The following is a 16,710-nucleotide window of genomic DNA, read 5'->3' as shown; positions in this document are numbered from 1 at the left end:
GATCGGACACAGCCTGACAGTCATTGTTGATCTAGGGGTTTCGAAGGACATCGCTCCAGGTAGGGTCTGGAAGCGTCCAGCTCCCCTTGGAGGAGGTGAGGACCGTGGCATCCCACGATGACGACATGAACCGCGGCATCCGACCCGGTCGGGGGTCCGACGACCCGGCCCGGCAGGTTGCTGAACTTGAGCAGGAGATCACCGCCCTGCGCCGAAAGCTGGCGGACTCTCCGCGGCACACTCGGATCCTCGAGGAGCGGATCGTCGAGCTGCAGACCAATCTGGCCGGTGTCTCCGCACAGAACGAGCGGCTCGCCGGAACCCTCCGCGAGGCCCGGGACCAGATCGTGGCCCTCAAGGAGGAAGTCGACCGGCTCGCCCAGCCGCCGGCCGGCTTCGGTGTCTTCCTGCACGCCAACGACGACGGCACGGCGGACATCTTCACCGGAGGCCGCAAACTCCGGGTCAATGTCAGTCCAGGTATCGAGACGGAGGAGCTCCGGCGCGGCCAGGAGGTGCTCCTCAACGAAGCGCTGAACGTCGTCCAGGCCATGGAGTTCGAGAGTGCCGGCGAGATCGTCACCCTCAAGGAAATCCTGGAGGACGGCGACCGTGCCCTGGTGGTCGGGCACACCGACGAGGAGCGGGTGGTGCGGCTCGCCGAGCCGCTCATGGACGCCACGCTGCGCGCCGGTGACGCTCTGCTCCTGGAACCCCGGTCCGGTTACGTCTATGAGGTCATCCCCAAGAGCGAGGTCGAGGAGCTCGTCCTCGAAGAGGTCCCCGACATCGACTACACCCGGATCGGCGGCCTCGGTGGGCAGATCGAGCTGATCCGTGACGCCGTCGAGCTCCCCTATCTGCACCCCGATCTCTTCAAGGAGCACGAGCTGCGTCCGCCCAAGGGCGTCCTGCTCTACGGGCCGCCCGGCTGCGGCAAGACACTGATTGCCAAGGCCGTCGCCAACTCCCTGGCGAAGAAGGTGGCGGAGGTCACCGGCAAGCCGGCGGGCAAGAGCTTCTTCCTCAATATCAAGGGTCCGGAGCTGCTCAACAAGTACGTCGGCGAGACTGAGCGGCACATCCGCCTGGTCTTCCAGCGGGCCAGGGAGAAGGCGAGCGAGGGCACTCCGGTCATCGTCTTCTTCGACGAGATGGACTCCCTCTTCCGTACCCGCGGCTCGGGCGTCAGCTCGGACGTGGAGAACACCATCGTTCCGCAGCTGCTTTCCGAGATCGACGGCGTGGAGGGCCTGGAGAACGTCATCGTCATCGGCGCCTCGAACCGCGAGGACATGATCGACCCGGCGATCCTGCGGCCGGGCCGGCTCGACGTGAAGATCAAGATCGAGCGTCCGGACGCCGAGGCGGCAAAGGACATCTTCTCCAAGTACCTCACCCCCAGGCTCCCGCTGCACGCCGATGACCTGTCGGAGCACCAGGGGAGCCGGGAGGCCGCGGTCGGCGGGATGATCCAGTCCGTCGTCGAGCAGATGTACGCCGAGAGCGAGGAGAACCGCTTCCTGGAGGTCACCTATGCCAATGGTGACAAGGAGGTCCTGTACTTCAAGGACTTCAACTCCGGAGCCATGATCCAGAACATCGTCGACCGGGCGAAGAAGATGGCCATCAAGGCCTTCCTCGACCAGAACCAGAAAGGGCTGCGGGTCGCCCACCTGCTCGCCGCCTGTGTCGATGAGTTCAAGGAGAACGAGGACCTGCCGAACACCACCAACCCCGACGACTGGGCACGCATCTCCGGGAAGAAGGGCGAGCGGATCGTCTTCATCCGGACGCTCGTCACCGGCAAGCAGGGCGCCGACACCGGTCGGTCGATCGATACCGTGGCGAACACCGGTCAGTACCTGTAAGTGCGAAAGGTCCGGCTGCGGAGCACGCGAAGGGCGGGCTCCGCAGCCGGACGCACTCCCGAACCGTCCACAGGAAACCCGCAGCGCGCTGCCTGTCGCAGCCCGTGCCGCTTAGGCTCGAGGGCACAGCCGGCCGACAAGGGAGCGCTGCCGGGCAAGGAGGGCCGCATGACTGTACGGCGAGTGATGGGCATCGAGACGGAATACGGCGTCTCCGTGCCCGGCCATCCGAACGCCAACGCCATGCTCACCTCGTCCCAGGTCGTGAACGCCTACGCGGCCGCGATGCAGCGGGCCAGGCGGGCCCGCTGGGACTTCGAGGAGGAGAACCCGCTGCGGGACGCCCGCGGATTCGACCTCGCCCGGGAGGGAGCCGACGCCAGCCAGCTCACCGACGAGGACATCGGGCTGGCCAACGTCATCCTGACCAATGGTGCGCGGCTCTACGTCGACCATGCGCACCCGGAGTACAGCGCACCCGAGACCACCAACCCGATGGACGCGCTGCGGTGGGACAAGGCGGGTGAGCGGATCATGGCCGAGGCCGCCCGGCGCGCCGCACAGGTCCCCGGCACCCACCCCATCCACCTTTACAAGAACAACACCGACAACAAGGGCGCCTCCTACGGCACGCACGAGAACTACCTGATGAAGCGGGAGACGCCGTTCTCCGAGATCGTGCGCCATCTGACCCCGTTCTTCGTCTCCCGTCAGGTCGTCTGCGGGGCAGGCCGGGTCGGAATCGGGCAGGACGGCAGCGAGCACGGGTTCCAGATCAGCCAGCGCGCGGACTATTTCGAGGTCGAGGTCGGTCTGGAGACGACCCTCAAGCGACCGATCATCAACACCCGCGACGAGCCGCACTCGGATGCCGAGAAATACCGCAGGTTGCATGTGATCATCGGCGACGCGAATCTCTCGGAGATCTCCACCTACCTCAAGCTCGGCACCACCGCCCTGGTCCTGTCGATGATCGAGGACGGCTTCATCGCGGTGGACCTGGCGGTGGACCAGCCGGTGCGCACCCTGCACAGGGTCAGTCACGACGCCACGCTGAGTGAGCTGATCACCCTGCGCAGCGGTCGCACGCTCACCGCGGTGCAGTTGCAGATGGAGTACTGCGAGCTGGCGCGCAAGTACGTGGAGGAGCGCTGGGGCGCCGACGCCGACGCCCAGACCACCGATGTCCTTGCCCGCTGGGAGGACGTGCTCGGCCGGCTGGAGACCGACCCCGCGAGTCTGTCGGGGGAGCTCGACTGGGTGGCCAAACGGGAGCTGATGGAGGGCTACCGCAGGCGTGACGGTCTCGGCTGGGATGCTGCCCGGCTCCACCTGGTGGACCTGCAGTACGCCGACGTGCGGCCGGAGAAAGGCCTGTACAACCGTCTCGTGGCCCGCGGAAGCATGACCCGGCTGCTGGACGAGGAAGATGTCCGCCGGGCACGGAGCAGCCCTCCGGAGGACACCCGGGCATATTTCCGGGGCCGCTGCCTGGAGCGGTACGCGGACGATGTCGCCGCCGCGTCCTGGGACTCCGTGATCTTCGACCTCCCTGGCCGCGACTCCCTGCAGCGGGTTCCGACCATGGATCCGCTGCGCGGTACACGTGAGCACGTCAAGGATCTGCTCGACCGGTGCGAGTCGGCGGAAGATCTTCTCCGGGCTCTCTCGGGAGGCTGATTCCCCCAGGATCAGGGAATGATCGAGGTGACTCCGGAACGTGGGAGAAACGGAAGGGCCGATGTCAGCCCCTGCTAGTAGGGTCTGATTCTGTACACCGAACTGTGCGGGGTGAGGTACATGGCGACCAAGGACACCGGCGGCGGCCAGCAGAAGGCGTCGCGCACCACCGAGGAAGTCGAGGAGCAGACGGAGGACGCCGAGGCCACCGAGGAGCTCAAGGAGCGCCAGGAGGCGCTCAACGACGACGTGGACTCCGTCCTCGACGAGATCGACGAGGTCCTGGAGGCCAACGCCGAGGACTTCGTCCGGGGGTTCGTCCAGAAGGGCGGCGAGTAGCCGCCGGGCTCCGCAGGGGGTTCCCGCCGGGCAGTCCGCAGCGGTGCGGCCGGCGGGGCCTCCCGGTGCCGCGCGGGCCGGTGACACCGGCCCGCCGTCCCTTTCCGGCCGCAAGTGGATCATCTCCGGCCGTAGGTGGATCACCGCTGCCTGCCGGGTAGGGTCCGTCACGTACTCTGCTTCGGCCCACGGCTTGCCGGGGACCGGGTCGGCCATGATCCAGCGGGCCGTTCTCATCATCTGGAGGGAAATCTGTGGTAGCCAATTCCCAGGGCCAGGGGCGACTCCCGGCTGCTTTCCTCACCCCGGGCTCCGCCTCGTTCCTGGACTTCCTGACCGCGCACGTGCCGGAGCAACTCCCCGGCAACCGGGCCCTGCCGCCGGTGAAGGGGGCTGTCGAGGCCCCGCACGGCACGACGATCGTCGCGGCCACCTTCCCAGGAGGTGTGGTGCTGGCGGGTGACCGGCGGGCCACCATGGGCAACATCATCGCGCAGCGGGACATCGAGAAAGTGTTCCCGGCCGACGAGTACTCGGCCGTCGGGATCGCCGGCACCGCGGGCCTCGCGGTGGAGATGGTCAAGCTCTTCCAGCTGGAGCTGGAGCACTTCGAGAAGGTCGAGGGCGCCACGCTCTCCCTCGAGGGCAAGGCGAACCGGCTGTCCACGATGATTCGCGGCAACCTGGGCATGGCCATGCAGGGGCTGGCGGTCGTCCCGCTGTTCGCCGGGTACGACCTGGTTCGTGGGACGGGCCGGATCTTCTCCTACGACGTGCTGGGCGGCCGGTCGGAGGAGTACGGCTTCACCGCGGTCGGTTCCGGCTCGGTGTTCGCCCGTGGCGCGCTGAAGAAGCTGCACCGCTCGGATCTGACGGAGGAGCAGACCGCCACCGTGGTCGTGCAGGCCCTCTACGACGCGGCTGACGACGACTCCGCCACCGGAGGGCCGGACGTGGCGCGGCGGATCTACCCCATCGTCGCGGTGATCACCGAGGAGGGGTACCGGCGACTCTCCGAGTCGGAAGTCTCCGGGATCGCCCGGACGGTGCTCGACGGCCGCCTGCAGTTGCCCAACGGGCCGCAGGCCCCGCTTCACTAGGCTCGGCACAGCGGTCCGGGTATAGCGGATACCCGGACCACAACGGACAGGAAGGGACGGACAGCCGGTGACGACACCGTTCTATGTGTCACCCCAGCAGGCGATGGCGGACCGCGCGGAGTATGCCCGGAAGGGCATCGCGCGGGGGCGCAGCGTCGTGGTGCTGCAGTATGCCGACGGCATCGTGTTCGTGGCCGAGAACCCGTCCCGGGCGCTGCACAAGGTGAGCGAGATCTACGACCGCATCGCCTTCGCGGCCGTGGGCAAGTACAACGAGTTCGAGAACCTGCGGATCGGCGGGGTCCGGTACGCCGACCTGCGCGGTTACACCTACGACCGGGACGACGTCACGGCCCGGGGCCTGGCCAACGTGTATGCCCAGACGCTGGGCACGATCTTCTCCAGCGCGGCGGAGAAGCCCTACGAGGTCGAGCTCATCGTCGCCGAGGTCGGGGATGCCCCCGAGGACGACCAGATCTACCGTCTTCCGCACGATGGCTCGATCGTTGACGAACACGGCTCGGTCGCGGTGGGCGGCAGCTCCGACCAGATCAGCAGTTACCTCGATGAGCGTCACGAGGACGGCATCACCCTGGCCCAGGCTCTCAAGCTGGCAGTCGCCTCTCTCGCCCGGGACAACAACGGCGGAGAGCGCGAGCTGACCGCTGACCAGCTCGAGGTGGCGGTGCTGGACCGCACGCGCCCCCAGAAGCGCAAGTTCAAACGCATCCTGGGTGGGCAGCTGTCCCGGTTGCTCGACGGCGGCACCACTGCTCCGGACGCGGACGGTGACGGCGAGCCGTCCGTCAAGGAAGCGGCGGAGACGAGCGGCGGCTCCGAGGGCCCGTCGGATCCCGGCCCGTCGGCGAAGTCCGGCGGGCGGCCGGAGAAGGAGCAGCCGGAGAAGCCCGACCGCCCGGAGTAGAAGCCCGGCGCTGGAGGGCAGCTGCCGGGCACCCGGGGTGTGCTCACCGTTCCACGCGGTGTGTCCGAATCGGGGGGCCGGTCCGAAAATGATCGAAACGCGGGCCTCGCCGCCGGTTTCAGAAGGTCCTCCCAGGCGTAATGTTCACTCATGGACCGCCGAATTTTCGGGCTGGAGAACGAGTACGGCGTCACCTGCACGTTCCGTGGACAGCGCAGGCTGTCTCCGGACGAGGTGGCGCGGTACCTCTTCCGCCGAGTCGTCTCCTGGGGCCGCAGCAGCAACGTGTTCCTGCGGAACGGCGCCCGGCTGTATCTGGACGTCGGCTCGCATCCGGAGTACGCGACTCCGGAGTGTGACGATGTCATCGAGCTCATCACCCACGACAAGGCGGGCGAGCGGATCCTGGAAGGGCTGCTCGTCGACGCGGAGCGAAGGCTGCACGAGGAAGGCATCGCGGGCGATGTCTATCTGTTCAAGAACAACACCGACTCCGCCGGCAACTCCTACGGCTGCCATGAGAACTACCTGGTGGCGCGGCACGGGGAGTTCTCCCGGCTCGCCGACGTGCTGATCCCCTTCCTGGTCACCCGGCAGCTGATCTGCGGGGCCGGCAAGGTGCTGCAGACGCCCCGTGGCGCGGTGTTCTGTGTGAGTCAGCGGGCCGAGCACATCTGGGAAGGGGTCAGCTCGGCCACCACCCGCTCCCGGCCCATCATCAACACCAGGGACGAACCGCACGCGGACGCGGAGCGGTACCGACGGCTCCACGTCATCGTCGGCGACTCCAACATGTCCGAGACCACCATGCTCCTGAAGGTCGGCGCCACCGACCTGGTGCTGCGCATGATCGAGGCCGGCACCGTGATGCGGGACCTCACCCTGGAGAACCCGATCCGGGCCATCCGTGAGGTCAGCCATGACATGACGGGGCAGCGCAAAGTACGTCTGGCCACCGGCCGGGAGGCCTCCGCCCTGGAGGTGCAGCAGGAGTACTACGAGAAGGCCCTGGACTTCTGTGAGCGCCGGGGGATGCGCACCGGCCTGACCGAGCAGGTCCTCGAGCTCTGGGGCCGGGCGCTGCAGTCCATTGCGGAGCAGGAGCTCGACAAGATCAACACCGAGATCGACTGGGTGATGAAGTACCAGTTGATCGAGCGGTACCGGGCGAAGCACAACATGGCCATGTCCAACCCCAGGGTTGCCCAGATAGACCTGGCCTATCACGACATCCACCGCCGTCGCGGCCTCTACTACCTGCTCGAACGCAAGGGCCAGGCGCAGCGTGTCTGCAGCGATCTCAAGATCTTCCAGGGCAAGTCCGTCCCTCCGCAGACCACCCGCGCCAGGCTGCGTGGCGATTTCATTCGCCGGGCGCAGGAACAGCGCCGCGACTTCACCGTCGACTGGGTCCACCTCAAGCTCAACGACCAGGCCCAGCGGACGGTGCTGTGCAAGGACCCGTTCCGGTCGGTGGACGAGCGGGTGGAGAAGCTGATCGCCGGCATGTGACGGCTGCCGGGCGCTCGTCCCCGGTCCGAAAACCCCCGGTGCCGGGGCCGGGGGCTCCGTGAGCCGAGGCTTTAGGGTGGTGCGGACAAGCGGGTCCCCCCCGGCCGTCCCTACCGCGAGTTGGACTGATGATCCCCACGAAGAAGGCACGTCGCGCCGTCGCGCTGCTTGCAGTTCCTGCCCTCCTGCTCACCGCGGCCTGCGGTGGGGACAACTCCGACGACGACGCAGGTTCGTCCGACGCGGCCGTCTCCTTCCCCCTGGCCACGGTCTCGGGCTCGTTCGGCGAGGAGCCGGACATCGAGGTCGAAGACGACGCGGAGGAGAGCGAGGAGACTGTCGTCACCGTCCTGGAGGAGGGTGACGGGCCGGAGGTCGGTGAGGGCGACTTCATGCGGCTCAGCGTCTTCGCCAGCGGGCTGGATGAGGATGAGGCCCTGGTCAACACCTGGCAGCCCATCACACCGCCCGTCGAGGAAGGCGCCGAGGAGGAGCCCGCGGAGGAGGAGGACCGGGAGCCGGTGTACGCGGCCGTGCAGGCGGGGACCGAGGAGATCCTCCCGCTGTCCGTCACCGACCCGCTGACCGGCATGGCCGAGGGCAGCCGGGTGGTTGTGCAGGGCAGTGCGCTGGAGCTCATCGGGCCGCAGGCCGACCAGCTCGGTTTCGGCCCCGGAGACAGCGTGGTCTTCGTCTACGACATCGTCACGGTCATCGACGCGCAGGGGAGTGCGGAGGGCGAGCAGGCCGCTTCGGAGGAGGGAATGCCCGAGGTCGAGGCCGGCGAAGCCGAGTCCGCCGGGATCACCATCCCCGAGGGTGCGGACGCTCCCACCGAGCTTCAGCAGCAGGTGCTCGTCCAGGGCGATGGTCCCGAGGTCGCTGCCGAGCAGCAGCTGATCGCCCAGTACACGGGTGTCACCTGGGAGGACGGCGAAGAGTTCGACGCCTCCTGGGACAGGGGCGGTGCCGCCAAGTTCGTCATCGGTGTCGGCCAGGTCGTGCCCGGCTGGGACGAGGCGCTGGTCGGGAAGAACGTCGGTGACCGGGTCCTGCTGGTCCTCCCGCCGGACATGGCGTACGGCGGGCAGGAGGACCACGAGCTCGCCGAGAACACCCTGGTCTTCGTCGTTGATATTCTTGACGCGATCTGACTGCTCTTCGCCGTTCCTGCCGCCGTGCCCCCGCGTGACCTGCAAGACTGGCCCCGCTGTCAGCAATTCCGTCATAGGAGCAATCTCGTGAACATCGAAAAGCCCGAGGTCGACTTCCCGGGCGGCGAGCCGCCGGCCGAGCTGGAGAGCAAGGACCTGTGGGAGGGCGACGGACCCGTCGCCGAGCCCGGGGCTACCGTCGCGGTGCACTACGTCGGTGTCTCCTTCAGCACCGGTGAGGAGTTCGACGCCAGCTGGAACCGTGGTCAGCCGCTGCGCTTCCAGCTGGGTGCCGGCCAGGTCATCCAGGGCTGGGACCAGGGTGTGCAGGGTATGCGGGTCGGCGGCCGTCGCCGGCTGACCATTCCGCCCCACCTGGCCTACGGGGACCGTGGCGCCGGCGGTGCGATCAAGCCGGGCGAGACACTGATCTTTGTCTGCGACCTCGTCTCGGTCTGAGTGCCACCCGGTCTGCCGTAACGGGCAGGGCCGCCGCGGGCCCGCCTCCGCAGGAGGCGGGCCCGCGGCTTTGCTCCCGGTGCCGGGAGGGGTACGGTCGGTCGGCGAGAGTGAAACACGAGAGGGCGGGGCGTGGATGGCCATTGCCAAGGCCGAGCGGCTGATGAACCTGGCACTGTGCCTGCTCGGAACTGGACGCCCGCTGAGCAAGAGGGAGCTGCGGACCTCCATCGAGGCGTACATCGAGGCGGGCAGCGAGGACGCGTTCAACCGGATGTTCGAGCGTGACAAGGACGACCTGCGCGAACTCGGCATGATCATCGAGACGGTGGAAGGCCTCGACGGAGAGGTCGGCTACGTCGCCCGCCGTGCCTCCAACCGGCTCCCGCCGGTGGCACTGGACGCGGCGGAAGCCGCCGCCCTGGGGTTGGCCGCCCGGGTGTGGCAGCAGGCCCGGCTGGCCGGAGCCGCCAGCGGAGCCCTGCAGAAGCTGCGGGCAGCAGGCATGCCGGTCGCCGAACGCGGCCAGGAGCCCTACAGCACCTTGGAGCCGCGCATCCCCGCGGGTGAGGCAGCCTTCGAGCCGCTCATGATCGCCTGCCGGGACCGGCGCCCGGTTGTTTTCGACTACCGCCGCTCCGATGCCGCCCGGTCCGGCACCCGGCAGGTCGAGCCGTGGGCCCTGGAGTGCTGGCGCGGCCACTGGTATCTGGCCGGCTGGGACCGCGACCGGGGAGCCGAGCGGGTGTACCGGCTGTCACGGATCACCGGACGGGTCAAGTCCCGTGCCGGGGCTTTCACCACGGAGGTGCCCGGTCAGGTGGCCCTTCGGGAGACCGTCGCACGGTGGGCGGGGGAGAGCGCCAAGGAACGCGCCAGGGTCCGGCTGCGCGCGGGTTGCGGATACCCGCTGCGGGCCCGCGCCACGGAACTGCTCCGCGTGAACGGGGAGTGGGACGAGCTGGTGATCCCGTACGGTCACGGTCTGGGTGCCTGGCTCGCCGAGTTCGGTCCCGATGTGCTGGTGCTGGAACCCGCGGAGCTGCGGGCCGACGTGGTCGACCGGCTGCGTGCCGTGGCCAAGGGCTGAGAGGGCTACACGACATGGCGGCCAATGCCATCGACCGCACCAGACGGCTGCTGTCCCTGGTCACGTACCTGCGGGATCGGCCGGGAGCCCGGGTCGACGAGGTGGCCCGTGCCTTCTCCATCACCCAGGACGAACTGATCTCCGACCTGAGTGTGCTGCCGATGTGCGGGACCAGTTTCCGAGGCGGGGACCTGCTGGACATCGACACCGACGGTGAGCACATCTGGTGGCACAACGCCGATGCGGTGGGCACCGGTGCGGGGGAGCCGTTGCGGCTCGCAGCCGACGAGGCGACCGCTCTGCTGGTCGCCGCGCGCGCCTGCGCCACTCTGCCCGGTCTGCGTGACAGCGACCGGGACGCACTCCTGCGGGCGACCGCCAAGCTGGAGGCGGCGGCGGGGGAGAGCGCCGGTGCCAGCTCCCGGCTCTCGGTGACCTTCGAGTCCGAGGGCGGCGTCCTCGCCGAGGTGGATCGTGCGATCGCGGAACGTCGCAGGCTGCGGATCCGCTACTACTCACCGGGCCGGGACGAGCTCACCGACCGGGAGATCGACCCCATCCGGCTCTTCGCCGTGGGCCACACCTATGTCGAGGCATGGTGCCGCAGATCGGAGGCGCGGCGCACCTTCCGGCTCGACCGGGTTGCCCGGATCGAGCTGCTGGACACCCCGGCGGACCCGCCGCCGGTGGAGCCGCGGGACCTCAGCGCGGGGCTGGTGCAGCCCTCCCCGGCGGACCCGGAAGTCGTGATCGAGGTGGGCCCTCGCGGCCGGTGGGTCGCCGAGTACTACCCGCACGACACGGCTGAGGAGCTACCCGACGGGGGCCTGCGGGTCACTCTGCGCACGCCCGAGCCCGCCACCCTGCGGCGGCTGGCCCTGCGGCTCGGTGGCGACGGGCGCATCGTCTCCCCGCCCGAGCTGGTGGCCACCGCCCAGGGCGCCGCACGGGCCGCCCTGGCCGGCTACGAGGAGGCCGGGCTCGCCTAGCCGGAGCTTTCCGGCTCCTGCGGGGAGAAAAACGGGGCTGTCCGCGAGTGCTCCTCCCGCACGGTACGCCACGCCGGAACGGCCCTCCTGCAGGTGGCAACGCGTCCGGCTCCCGTCGGCACCGGGGCCGCCCCGCGGAAACCGCCAGGGGCATCGCCTAAGCTTCTGGCCATGTTCTGGCCGATGCTGCATCTTGCCCTCGCCTTCTGCGGAGTCGCCGTTCTCGGGGTGCTCGCGGTGCGGGTCGGGCTCGAAGTCCGCAGATTCTCCCGGGCCGTGGGGGACAGCGCGGAGCGCATCACCCGGGCCGCCGACGACCTGGAACGCGCCGCCGGACCGCTGGCCGCGCGGGGCGAGTCCCTGCGCCGGGAGACCGTGCGGCGCGGCGAGGGCTGAGGATGACGGCCGCCCGGGCATTGCCCAGTGCTCACCCCCGCACGTTAGGATTGGTCCGTGTGCCGACCGGCCGGGGCGAGGAACAGCACCGTTCCACCGGCGCAGAGGAAGCCCGCACATCCCGGATGAGAAGGTAGACGGAAATTATGGGCCAGATCGGACCGTGGCAGATTGTCATCATCATTGCCGTCATCGTTCTCATTTTCGGAGCGAAGCGGCTGCCGGACACCGCTCGGGCGCTCGGCAAGTCACTCCGCATCCTGAAGAGCGAGACCTCCGCCCTCAAGACGGACGGTGAGTCCAGGACGGACACCCCGGCATCGGAGGACTCCGAGCCGCCGGCCCCGCCGAAGACCATCCGTGCCGCCCCCGGGGACGTCGCCAGTTCCCGGCCGGTCGAGGAGCCGAAGGGCACCACCCAGGGCTGACCCTCGTCCCTGGCAGAACACGGGCGACCGGACCGGCTCCGGCAGCCGTACGAGATGAGGACGTGGGGTGCTCAAGGCCGCTCGCAGCAACGAGAGGAAGCCACGGGATCCCGAAGGGCGGATGCCCCTCGCGGAACACCTGCGTGAGCTGCGCAACCGGCTCGCCGTGGCGGTGCTGGCGATCGTCGTGGTGACGGTCGTCGCGATGTTCTTCGCTCAGGACATCATCAACCTTCTCACCGAACCGCTGCCCAAGTGCTTCCAGATCGAGGGCGCGGAGAGCACCGGCGGACGGTGCGCCACCTTGACCTATGAAGGGCTCACCTCACCGTTCACCACCTACGTCAAGGTGTCCCTGCTGGCGGGGCTGGTGATCGCGGCACCGGTGTGGCTCTACCAGGCGTGGGCCTTCATGGCCCCCGGCCTGCACCGGAACGAGCGCAAGTACTCCCGGACCGTGGTGGCGGTCGGCGCACCGCTGTTCCTCGTCGGCGTGTACTTCGCCTACTGGCTGCTGCCGCGCGCGATCCCGGTGCTGCTCAGCTTCACCGCACCCGACGCGGAGAACCTGGTCTCGGTCGCCAATATCCTGGACATCACGGTCCGGATGGCGATCGCCTTCGGCTTCGCCTTCGAACTGCCGCTGATCCTGGTGCTGCTGAACCTCGGCGGGGTCGTCAGCGGCCGGCGGATGCTCAGCTGGTGGCGGGCCATGGTGATCGGCATCGCGGTCTTCGCCGCAGCGGTCACCCCCACCGACCCGATGTCCATGATCGCACTGGCCATTCCGGTCACCGCGCTGTACTTCCTGGCCACCGGCATCTCCCTGGCCAACGACTACCGGCGGCGTCGCCGGGACCCGGACGCGATGCTGAGCGACGACGAGGCGTCCGACCTCGATCTCACTCCCTCGGTGCTCGACGGCCCGGAAGGGGGCTCCGGATCCCGGCCCGACGCCGGGGAACCGCCCCGCCGCAACGGCTACGACGATGCCACCTGACCGGCCGGACCCGCACGCGTGACCAATGAGATCTCCCTCTTCGTCAACCCGACGGCCGGCCGCGGACGTGGTGCCGGAGCCGCCCTGCCCGCGGCGCGGGTGCTGCGGGACGCCGGGTACGTCGTGCGGAGTGTGGTCGGTACCGATGCCGCGGACGCCCTGAGGCGCGCCCGGGAGGCGGTTGCGGCGGGCACCGGAGCGCTCGTCGCCGTCGGCGGCGACGGCATGACCTCGCTCGCCCTGCAGGCGACCGCCGGCACCGGGACCCCGCTCGGGATGGTCGCCATCGGCACCGGGAACGACATCGCCCGGGCCTGTGGCCTGCCGCTGCGTGACCCGGTTGCGGCGGCCCGGCTGATCGCCGAGGCGCTGAAGGGCGGTCACACCCGGGCGGTGGACCTCGGACGGACCGGCCGGACCTGGTTCGGCTCCGTACTTGCCTCCGGCTTCGACTCCCGGGTCAACGACCGGGGGAACCGCATGCGGTGGCCTGCCGGGCGGCTGCGCTACGACCTGGCGATGCTCGCCGAGCTCGCCGGGCTGCGGCCCATCCCCTACCGCCTGAGACTGGACGACGGCCCCTGGCAGGAGTTCGAGGCCGTCCTGGTGGCGGTCGGCAACGGTCAGAGCTACGGCGGCGGTATGCGCATCTGCCCCGGTGCCCGGCTGGACGACGGACGGTTCGACATCACTGTCGTGGAGGCCTGCGGCCGGGCCACCCTGCTGCGGGTCTTTCCCCGGGTCTACCGCGGGACACACACCGGACACCCGCGGGTGAGCGTGCTGCGTGCGGCCAGGGTCGTCCTGCAGGCCGACGGGGTCACCGGCTATGCGGACGGTGAGCCGCTCGGGCCGCTGCCGCTGACGGCCGAGTGCGTGCCCGCGGCCGTGCAGGTGCTCGCACCCGCGCCCGAGCCCTCACCATGATCAAGCGGACTGACGGCCCCGGCCGGTAGGCTCGGTACACAATGACCGAGGACATGCCCCCCGCTGAGCGTTACACCGCCGCCCGGATGCGCAGCACCGAGCAGGCCTCCGCTCTCGCCCCGTTCCGTGAGATGTACGACTTCGAGCTGGACGACTTCCAGACCGAGGCCTGCCAGGCCCTCGCCACCGGTAAAGGAGTCCTGGTCGCGGCGCCGACCGGATCCGGCAAGACCATCGTGGGCGAGTTCGCGGTTCACCTGGCCCTCACGCAGGGCCGCAAGTGCTTCTACACCACACCCATCAAGGCGCTGTCGAACCAGAAGTACACGGACCTGGCCAAGCGCTACGGGCCGGAGAACGTCGGCCTGCTCACCGGTGACAACAGCGTGAACGCGGAAGCTCCGGTGGTCGTCATGACCACCGAGGTGCTGCGGAACATGCTCTATGCCGGGTCCCGGGCGCTGATCGGCCTCGGATATGTGGTGATGGACGAGGTGCACTATCTCTCCGACCGCTTCCGCGGCGCGGTCTGGGAGGAGGTCATCATTCACCTCCCGGAGTCCGTGACTCTCGTCTCGTTGTCCGCCACCGTCTCCAACGCGGAGGAGTTCGGCGACTGGCTGGACACCGTGCGGGGCGACACCCAGGTGATCGTCTCCGAGCACCGTCCGGTGCCGCTGTGGCAGCACGTGTTGGCCGGCCGGCGGATGTACGACCTGTTCGAGGAGCGGGAGGACAAGCGGGAGGTCAATCCCGATCTGGTACGGATGGCCAGGCTGGAACACAGCCGGCCCGGAGGTCCGCGCGGCCGGGGCCGGCCCAGGCGGGAGGCCGACCGGGAGCGCGAGCGGCGGCAGCGCGAACGGATCTGGACCCCCAGCCGCCCCGAGGTGATCGACCGGCTGGACTCCCAAGGACTGCTCCCCGCCATCACCTTCGTGTTCAGCCGGGCCGGCTGCCAGGCGGCGGTTCAGCAGTGTCTGGCGGCCGGCCTGCGGCTCAACGACGCGGAAGCGCGGCTGCGGGTGCGGGAGATCGTCGAGGCCCGTACCTCCGCCCTCGAGGACGAGGACCTGCACGTCCTGGGCTACTTCGAGTGGCTCGAGGGCCTGGAGCGCGGCATCGCCGCACACCACGCCGGGATGCTGCCCACCTTCAAGGAGGTGGTGGAGGAGCTCTTCGTCCAAGGTCTGGTCAAGGCCGTCTTCGCGACCGAGACACTGGCGCTGGGCATCAACATGCCGGCCCGCTCCGTGGTGCTGGAGAAGCTGGTGAAGTGGAACGGCGAACAGCACGCCGACATCACCCCCGGCGAGTTCACCCAGCTGACCGGACGGGCCGGCCGGCGGGGCATCGACGTCGAGGGGCACGCCGTCGTGCTGTGGCAGCGAGGCATGGACCCCGCGGCCCTCGCCGGCCTCGCGGGCACCCGCACCTACCCTCTGCGGTCCTCCTTCAAGCCCTCCTACAACATGGCCGTGAACCTGGTCCACCAGTACGGGCGGCACCGCTCCCGGGAGCTGCTGGAGACCTCCTTCGCCCAGTTCCAGGCGGACCGCTCGGTGGTGGGCATCTCCCGGCAGGTGCAGAGGAACGAGCAGGGGCTGGAGGGCTACCGCGCGTCCATGACCTGTCACCTGGGCGACTTCGACGAGTACGCCCTGCTGCGCAGGGATCTGAAGGACCGCGAGAACGAGCTGGCCCGGCACGGTGCCGTGCAGCGCCGCGCCCAGGCGGCCGCCGCACTGGAGAAGCTCCGGCCCGGCGACGTGATCCACGTGCCCAGCGGCAAATTCGCCGGACTGGCCCTGGTGCTCGACCCCGGGCTTCCCGGCGGCCGAGGGCAGGGCCGCCGCGGCTTCGAGAGCCTGGAAGGGCCGCGGCCCCTGGTGCTCACCGCTCAGCGGCAGGTCAAGCGGCTGAACGCCGTCGACTTCCCCGTACCGGTGGAGCCGCTGGAACGGATGCGGGTCCCCAAGTCCTTCAACGCCCGCAGCCCGCAGTCCCGGCGGGAGCTGGCCTCCGCGCTGCGCACCAGGGCGGGCCACTACGAACCGCGGCGACAGCAGAGGCAGCGTGCGGAGGCGGCCGACGACACGGAGATCGCACGACTCCGGGCCGAGATCCGTGCCCACCCCTGCCACGGCTGCGCCGAGCGCGAGGACCACGCGCGGTGGGCCGAGCGCTACCACCGGCTCACCCGGGACACCCGTCAGCTGGAGCGGCGGATCGAGGGGCGGACGAACACCATCGCACGGACCTTCGACCGGGTGTACGCGCTGCTGTCGGAGCTCGGTTACCTCCGCGGTGACACCGTCACCGAGGAGGGCCGCAGGCTGGCCCGGCTCTACGGCGAGCTCGATCTGCTGGCTGCCGAGTGCCTGCGCGACGGCGTGTGGGAGGGCCTCGGGCCCGCCGAGCTGTCCGCCTGCGTCTCCGCTCTGGTGTACGAGTCCCGTGCGGCCGAGGACGCCCTGCCGCCGGAGCTGCCCGGCGGCCGGACGAAGGAGGCGCTGCGCGAAATGGTACGCATCTGGGGCCGGCTGGATGCCCTGGAGGAGGACCACCGCATCGCGCGGACGGCGGGCGTCGGCCAGCGTGAGCCGGATCTCGGCTTCGCCCTGCCGGTCCACCGCTGGTCGCAGGGCACCCGACTGGACACGGTGCTGCGCGACTCCGACCTGCCGGCGGGCGACTTCGTGCGCTGGTGCAAGCAGGTCGTCGACGTGCTCGGACAGGTCGCTCACGCGGCGCCGGAGGGCAGCACGGTCGGGCCGAACGCCCGGAAGGCGGTCGACACCCTGATGCGCGGCGTGGTCGCGTACAGCTCGGTCGGCTGA

At 69.5% G+C, this 16,710-nt stretch carries 15 protein-coding genes; all 15 read left to right on the top strand.

The window, feature by feature from the left end; all coding sequences use genetic code 11:
* The first annotated feature begins 104 nt into the window (after positions 1-104).
* The 15 genes from arc to PJ985_RS15715 all read left to right on the top strand — a co-directional run bounded on the left by arc (position 105) and on the right by PJ985_RS15715 (position 16,710).
* The gene (arc, locus tag PJ985_RS15785; protein WP_271684396.1) at positions 105-1,871 is read left to right on the top strand and encodes a proteasome ATPase; all 1,767 of its coding nucleotides are present in this window, start codon (positions 105-107) and stop codon (positions 1,869-1,871) included.
* Between the two features lie 168 nt (positions 1,872-2,039).
* Positions 2,040-3,551: a depupylase/deamidase Dop gene (gene dop, locus PJ985_RS15780; protein ID WP_271684395.1), complete on the top strand. Its 1,512-nt coding sequence runs from the start codon at positions 2,040-2,042 to the stop codon at positions 3,549-3,551.
* Positions 3,552-3,671: 120 nt separating this feature from the next.
* On the top strand, positions 3,672-3,890 hold the full coding sequence (locus tag PJ985_RS15775) for a ubiquitin-like protein Pup (protein ID WP_271684394.1): 219 nt from the start codon (positions 3,672-3,674) through the stop codon (positions 3,888-3,890).
* A 254-nt stretch (positions 3,891-4,144) separates the two neighbouring features.
* Positions 4,145-4,990 (top strand): proteasome subunit beta, encoded by an 846-nt coding sequence (prcB, locus tag PJ985_RS15770; protein ID WP_271684393.1) that lies wholly within the window; start codon positions 4,145-4,147, stop codon positions 4,988-4,990.
* 67 nt (positions 4,991-5,057) lie between these two features.
* Positions 5,058-5,915 (top strand): proteasome subunit alpha, encoded by an 858-nt coding sequence (gene prcA / locus PJ985_RS15765; protein ID WP_271684392.1) that lies wholly within the window; start codon positions 5,058-5,060, stop codon positions 5,913-5,915.
* 150 nt (positions 5,916-6,065) lie between these two features.
* Complete coding sequence (pafA, locus tag PJ985_RS15760; RefSeq protein ID WP_271684391.1) at positions 6,066-7,427, top strand: Pup--protein ligase; 1,362 nt, start codon at positions 6,066-6,068, stop codon at positions 7,425-7,427.
* 128 nt (positions 7,428-7,555) lie between these two features.
* Positions 7,556-8,581, top strand: a complete 1,026-nt coding sequence (locus PJ985_RS15755) for an FKBP-type peptidyl-prolyl cis-trans isomerase (protein ID WP_271684390.1) — start codon at positions 7,556-7,558, stop codon at positions 8,579-8,581.
* A gap of 87 nt (positions 8,582-8,668) precedes the next feature.
* The gene (locus tag PJ985_RS15750; protein ID WP_271684389.1) at positions 8,669-9,040 is read left to right on the top strand and encodes an FKBP-type peptidyl-prolyl cis-trans isomerase; all 372 of its coding nucleotides are present in this window, start codon (positions 8,669-8,671) and stop codon (positions 9,038-9,040) included.
* A gap of 136 nt (positions 9,041-9,176) precedes the next feature.
* Entirely contained in the window at positions 9,177-10,130 is a 954-nt protein-coding gene (locus PJ985_RS15745; RefSeq protein ID WP_271684388.1) for a helix-turn-helix transcriptional regulator, read from the top strand.
* Positions 10,131-10,144: 14 nt separating this feature from the next.
* The gene (locus PJ985_RS15740; protein WP_271684387.1) at positions 10,145-11,119 is read left to right on the top strand and encodes a helix-turn-helix transcriptional regulator; all 975 of its coding nucleotides are present in this window, start codon (positions 10,145-10,147) and stop codon (positions 11,117-11,119) included.
* 171 nt (positions 11,120-11,290) lie between these two features.
* On the top strand, positions 11,291-11,515 hold the full coding sequence (locus PJ985_RS15735) for a hypothetical protein (RefSeq protein ID WP_271684386.1): 225 nt from the start codon (positions 11,291-11,293) through the stop codon (positions 11,513-11,515).
* Positions 11,516-11,658: 143 nt separating this feature from the next.
* The gene (gene tatA / locus PJ985_RS15730) at positions 11,659-11,943 is read left to right on the top strand and encodes a Sec-independent protein translocase subunit TatA (RefSeq protein WP_271684510.1); all 285 of its coding nucleotides are present in this window, start codon (positions 11,659-11,661) and stop codon (positions 11,941-11,943) included.
* 121 nt (positions 11,944-12,064) lie between these two features.
* Positions 12,065-12,943: a twin-arginine translocase subunit TatC gene (gene tatC / locus PJ985_RS15725; protein WP_333909861.1), complete on the top strand. Its 879-nt coding sequence runs from the start codon at positions 12,065-12,067 to the stop codon at positions 12,941-12,943.
* Positions 12,944-12,961: 18 nt separating this feature from the next.
* Entirely contained in the window at positions 12,962-13,870 is a 909-nt protein-coding gene (locus PJ985_RS15720; protein ID WP_271684384.1) for a diacylglycerol kinase, read from the top strand.
* 41 nt (positions 13,871-13,911) lie between these two features.
* Positions 13,912-16,710 (top strand): DEAD/DEAH box helicase, encoded by a 2,799-nt coding sequence (locus tag PJ985_RS15715; protein ID WP_271684383.1) that lies wholly within the window; start codon positions 13,912-13,914, stop codon positions 16,708-16,710.

Origin of the sequence: Streptomyces sp. ACA25, assembly GCF_028200735.1 — a bacterium.
Lineage (GTDB): Bacteria > Actinomycetota > Actinomycetes > Streptomycetales > Streptomycetaceae > Streptomyces.
This window is presented reverse-complemented; position numbering and strand designations above follow the sequence as displayed.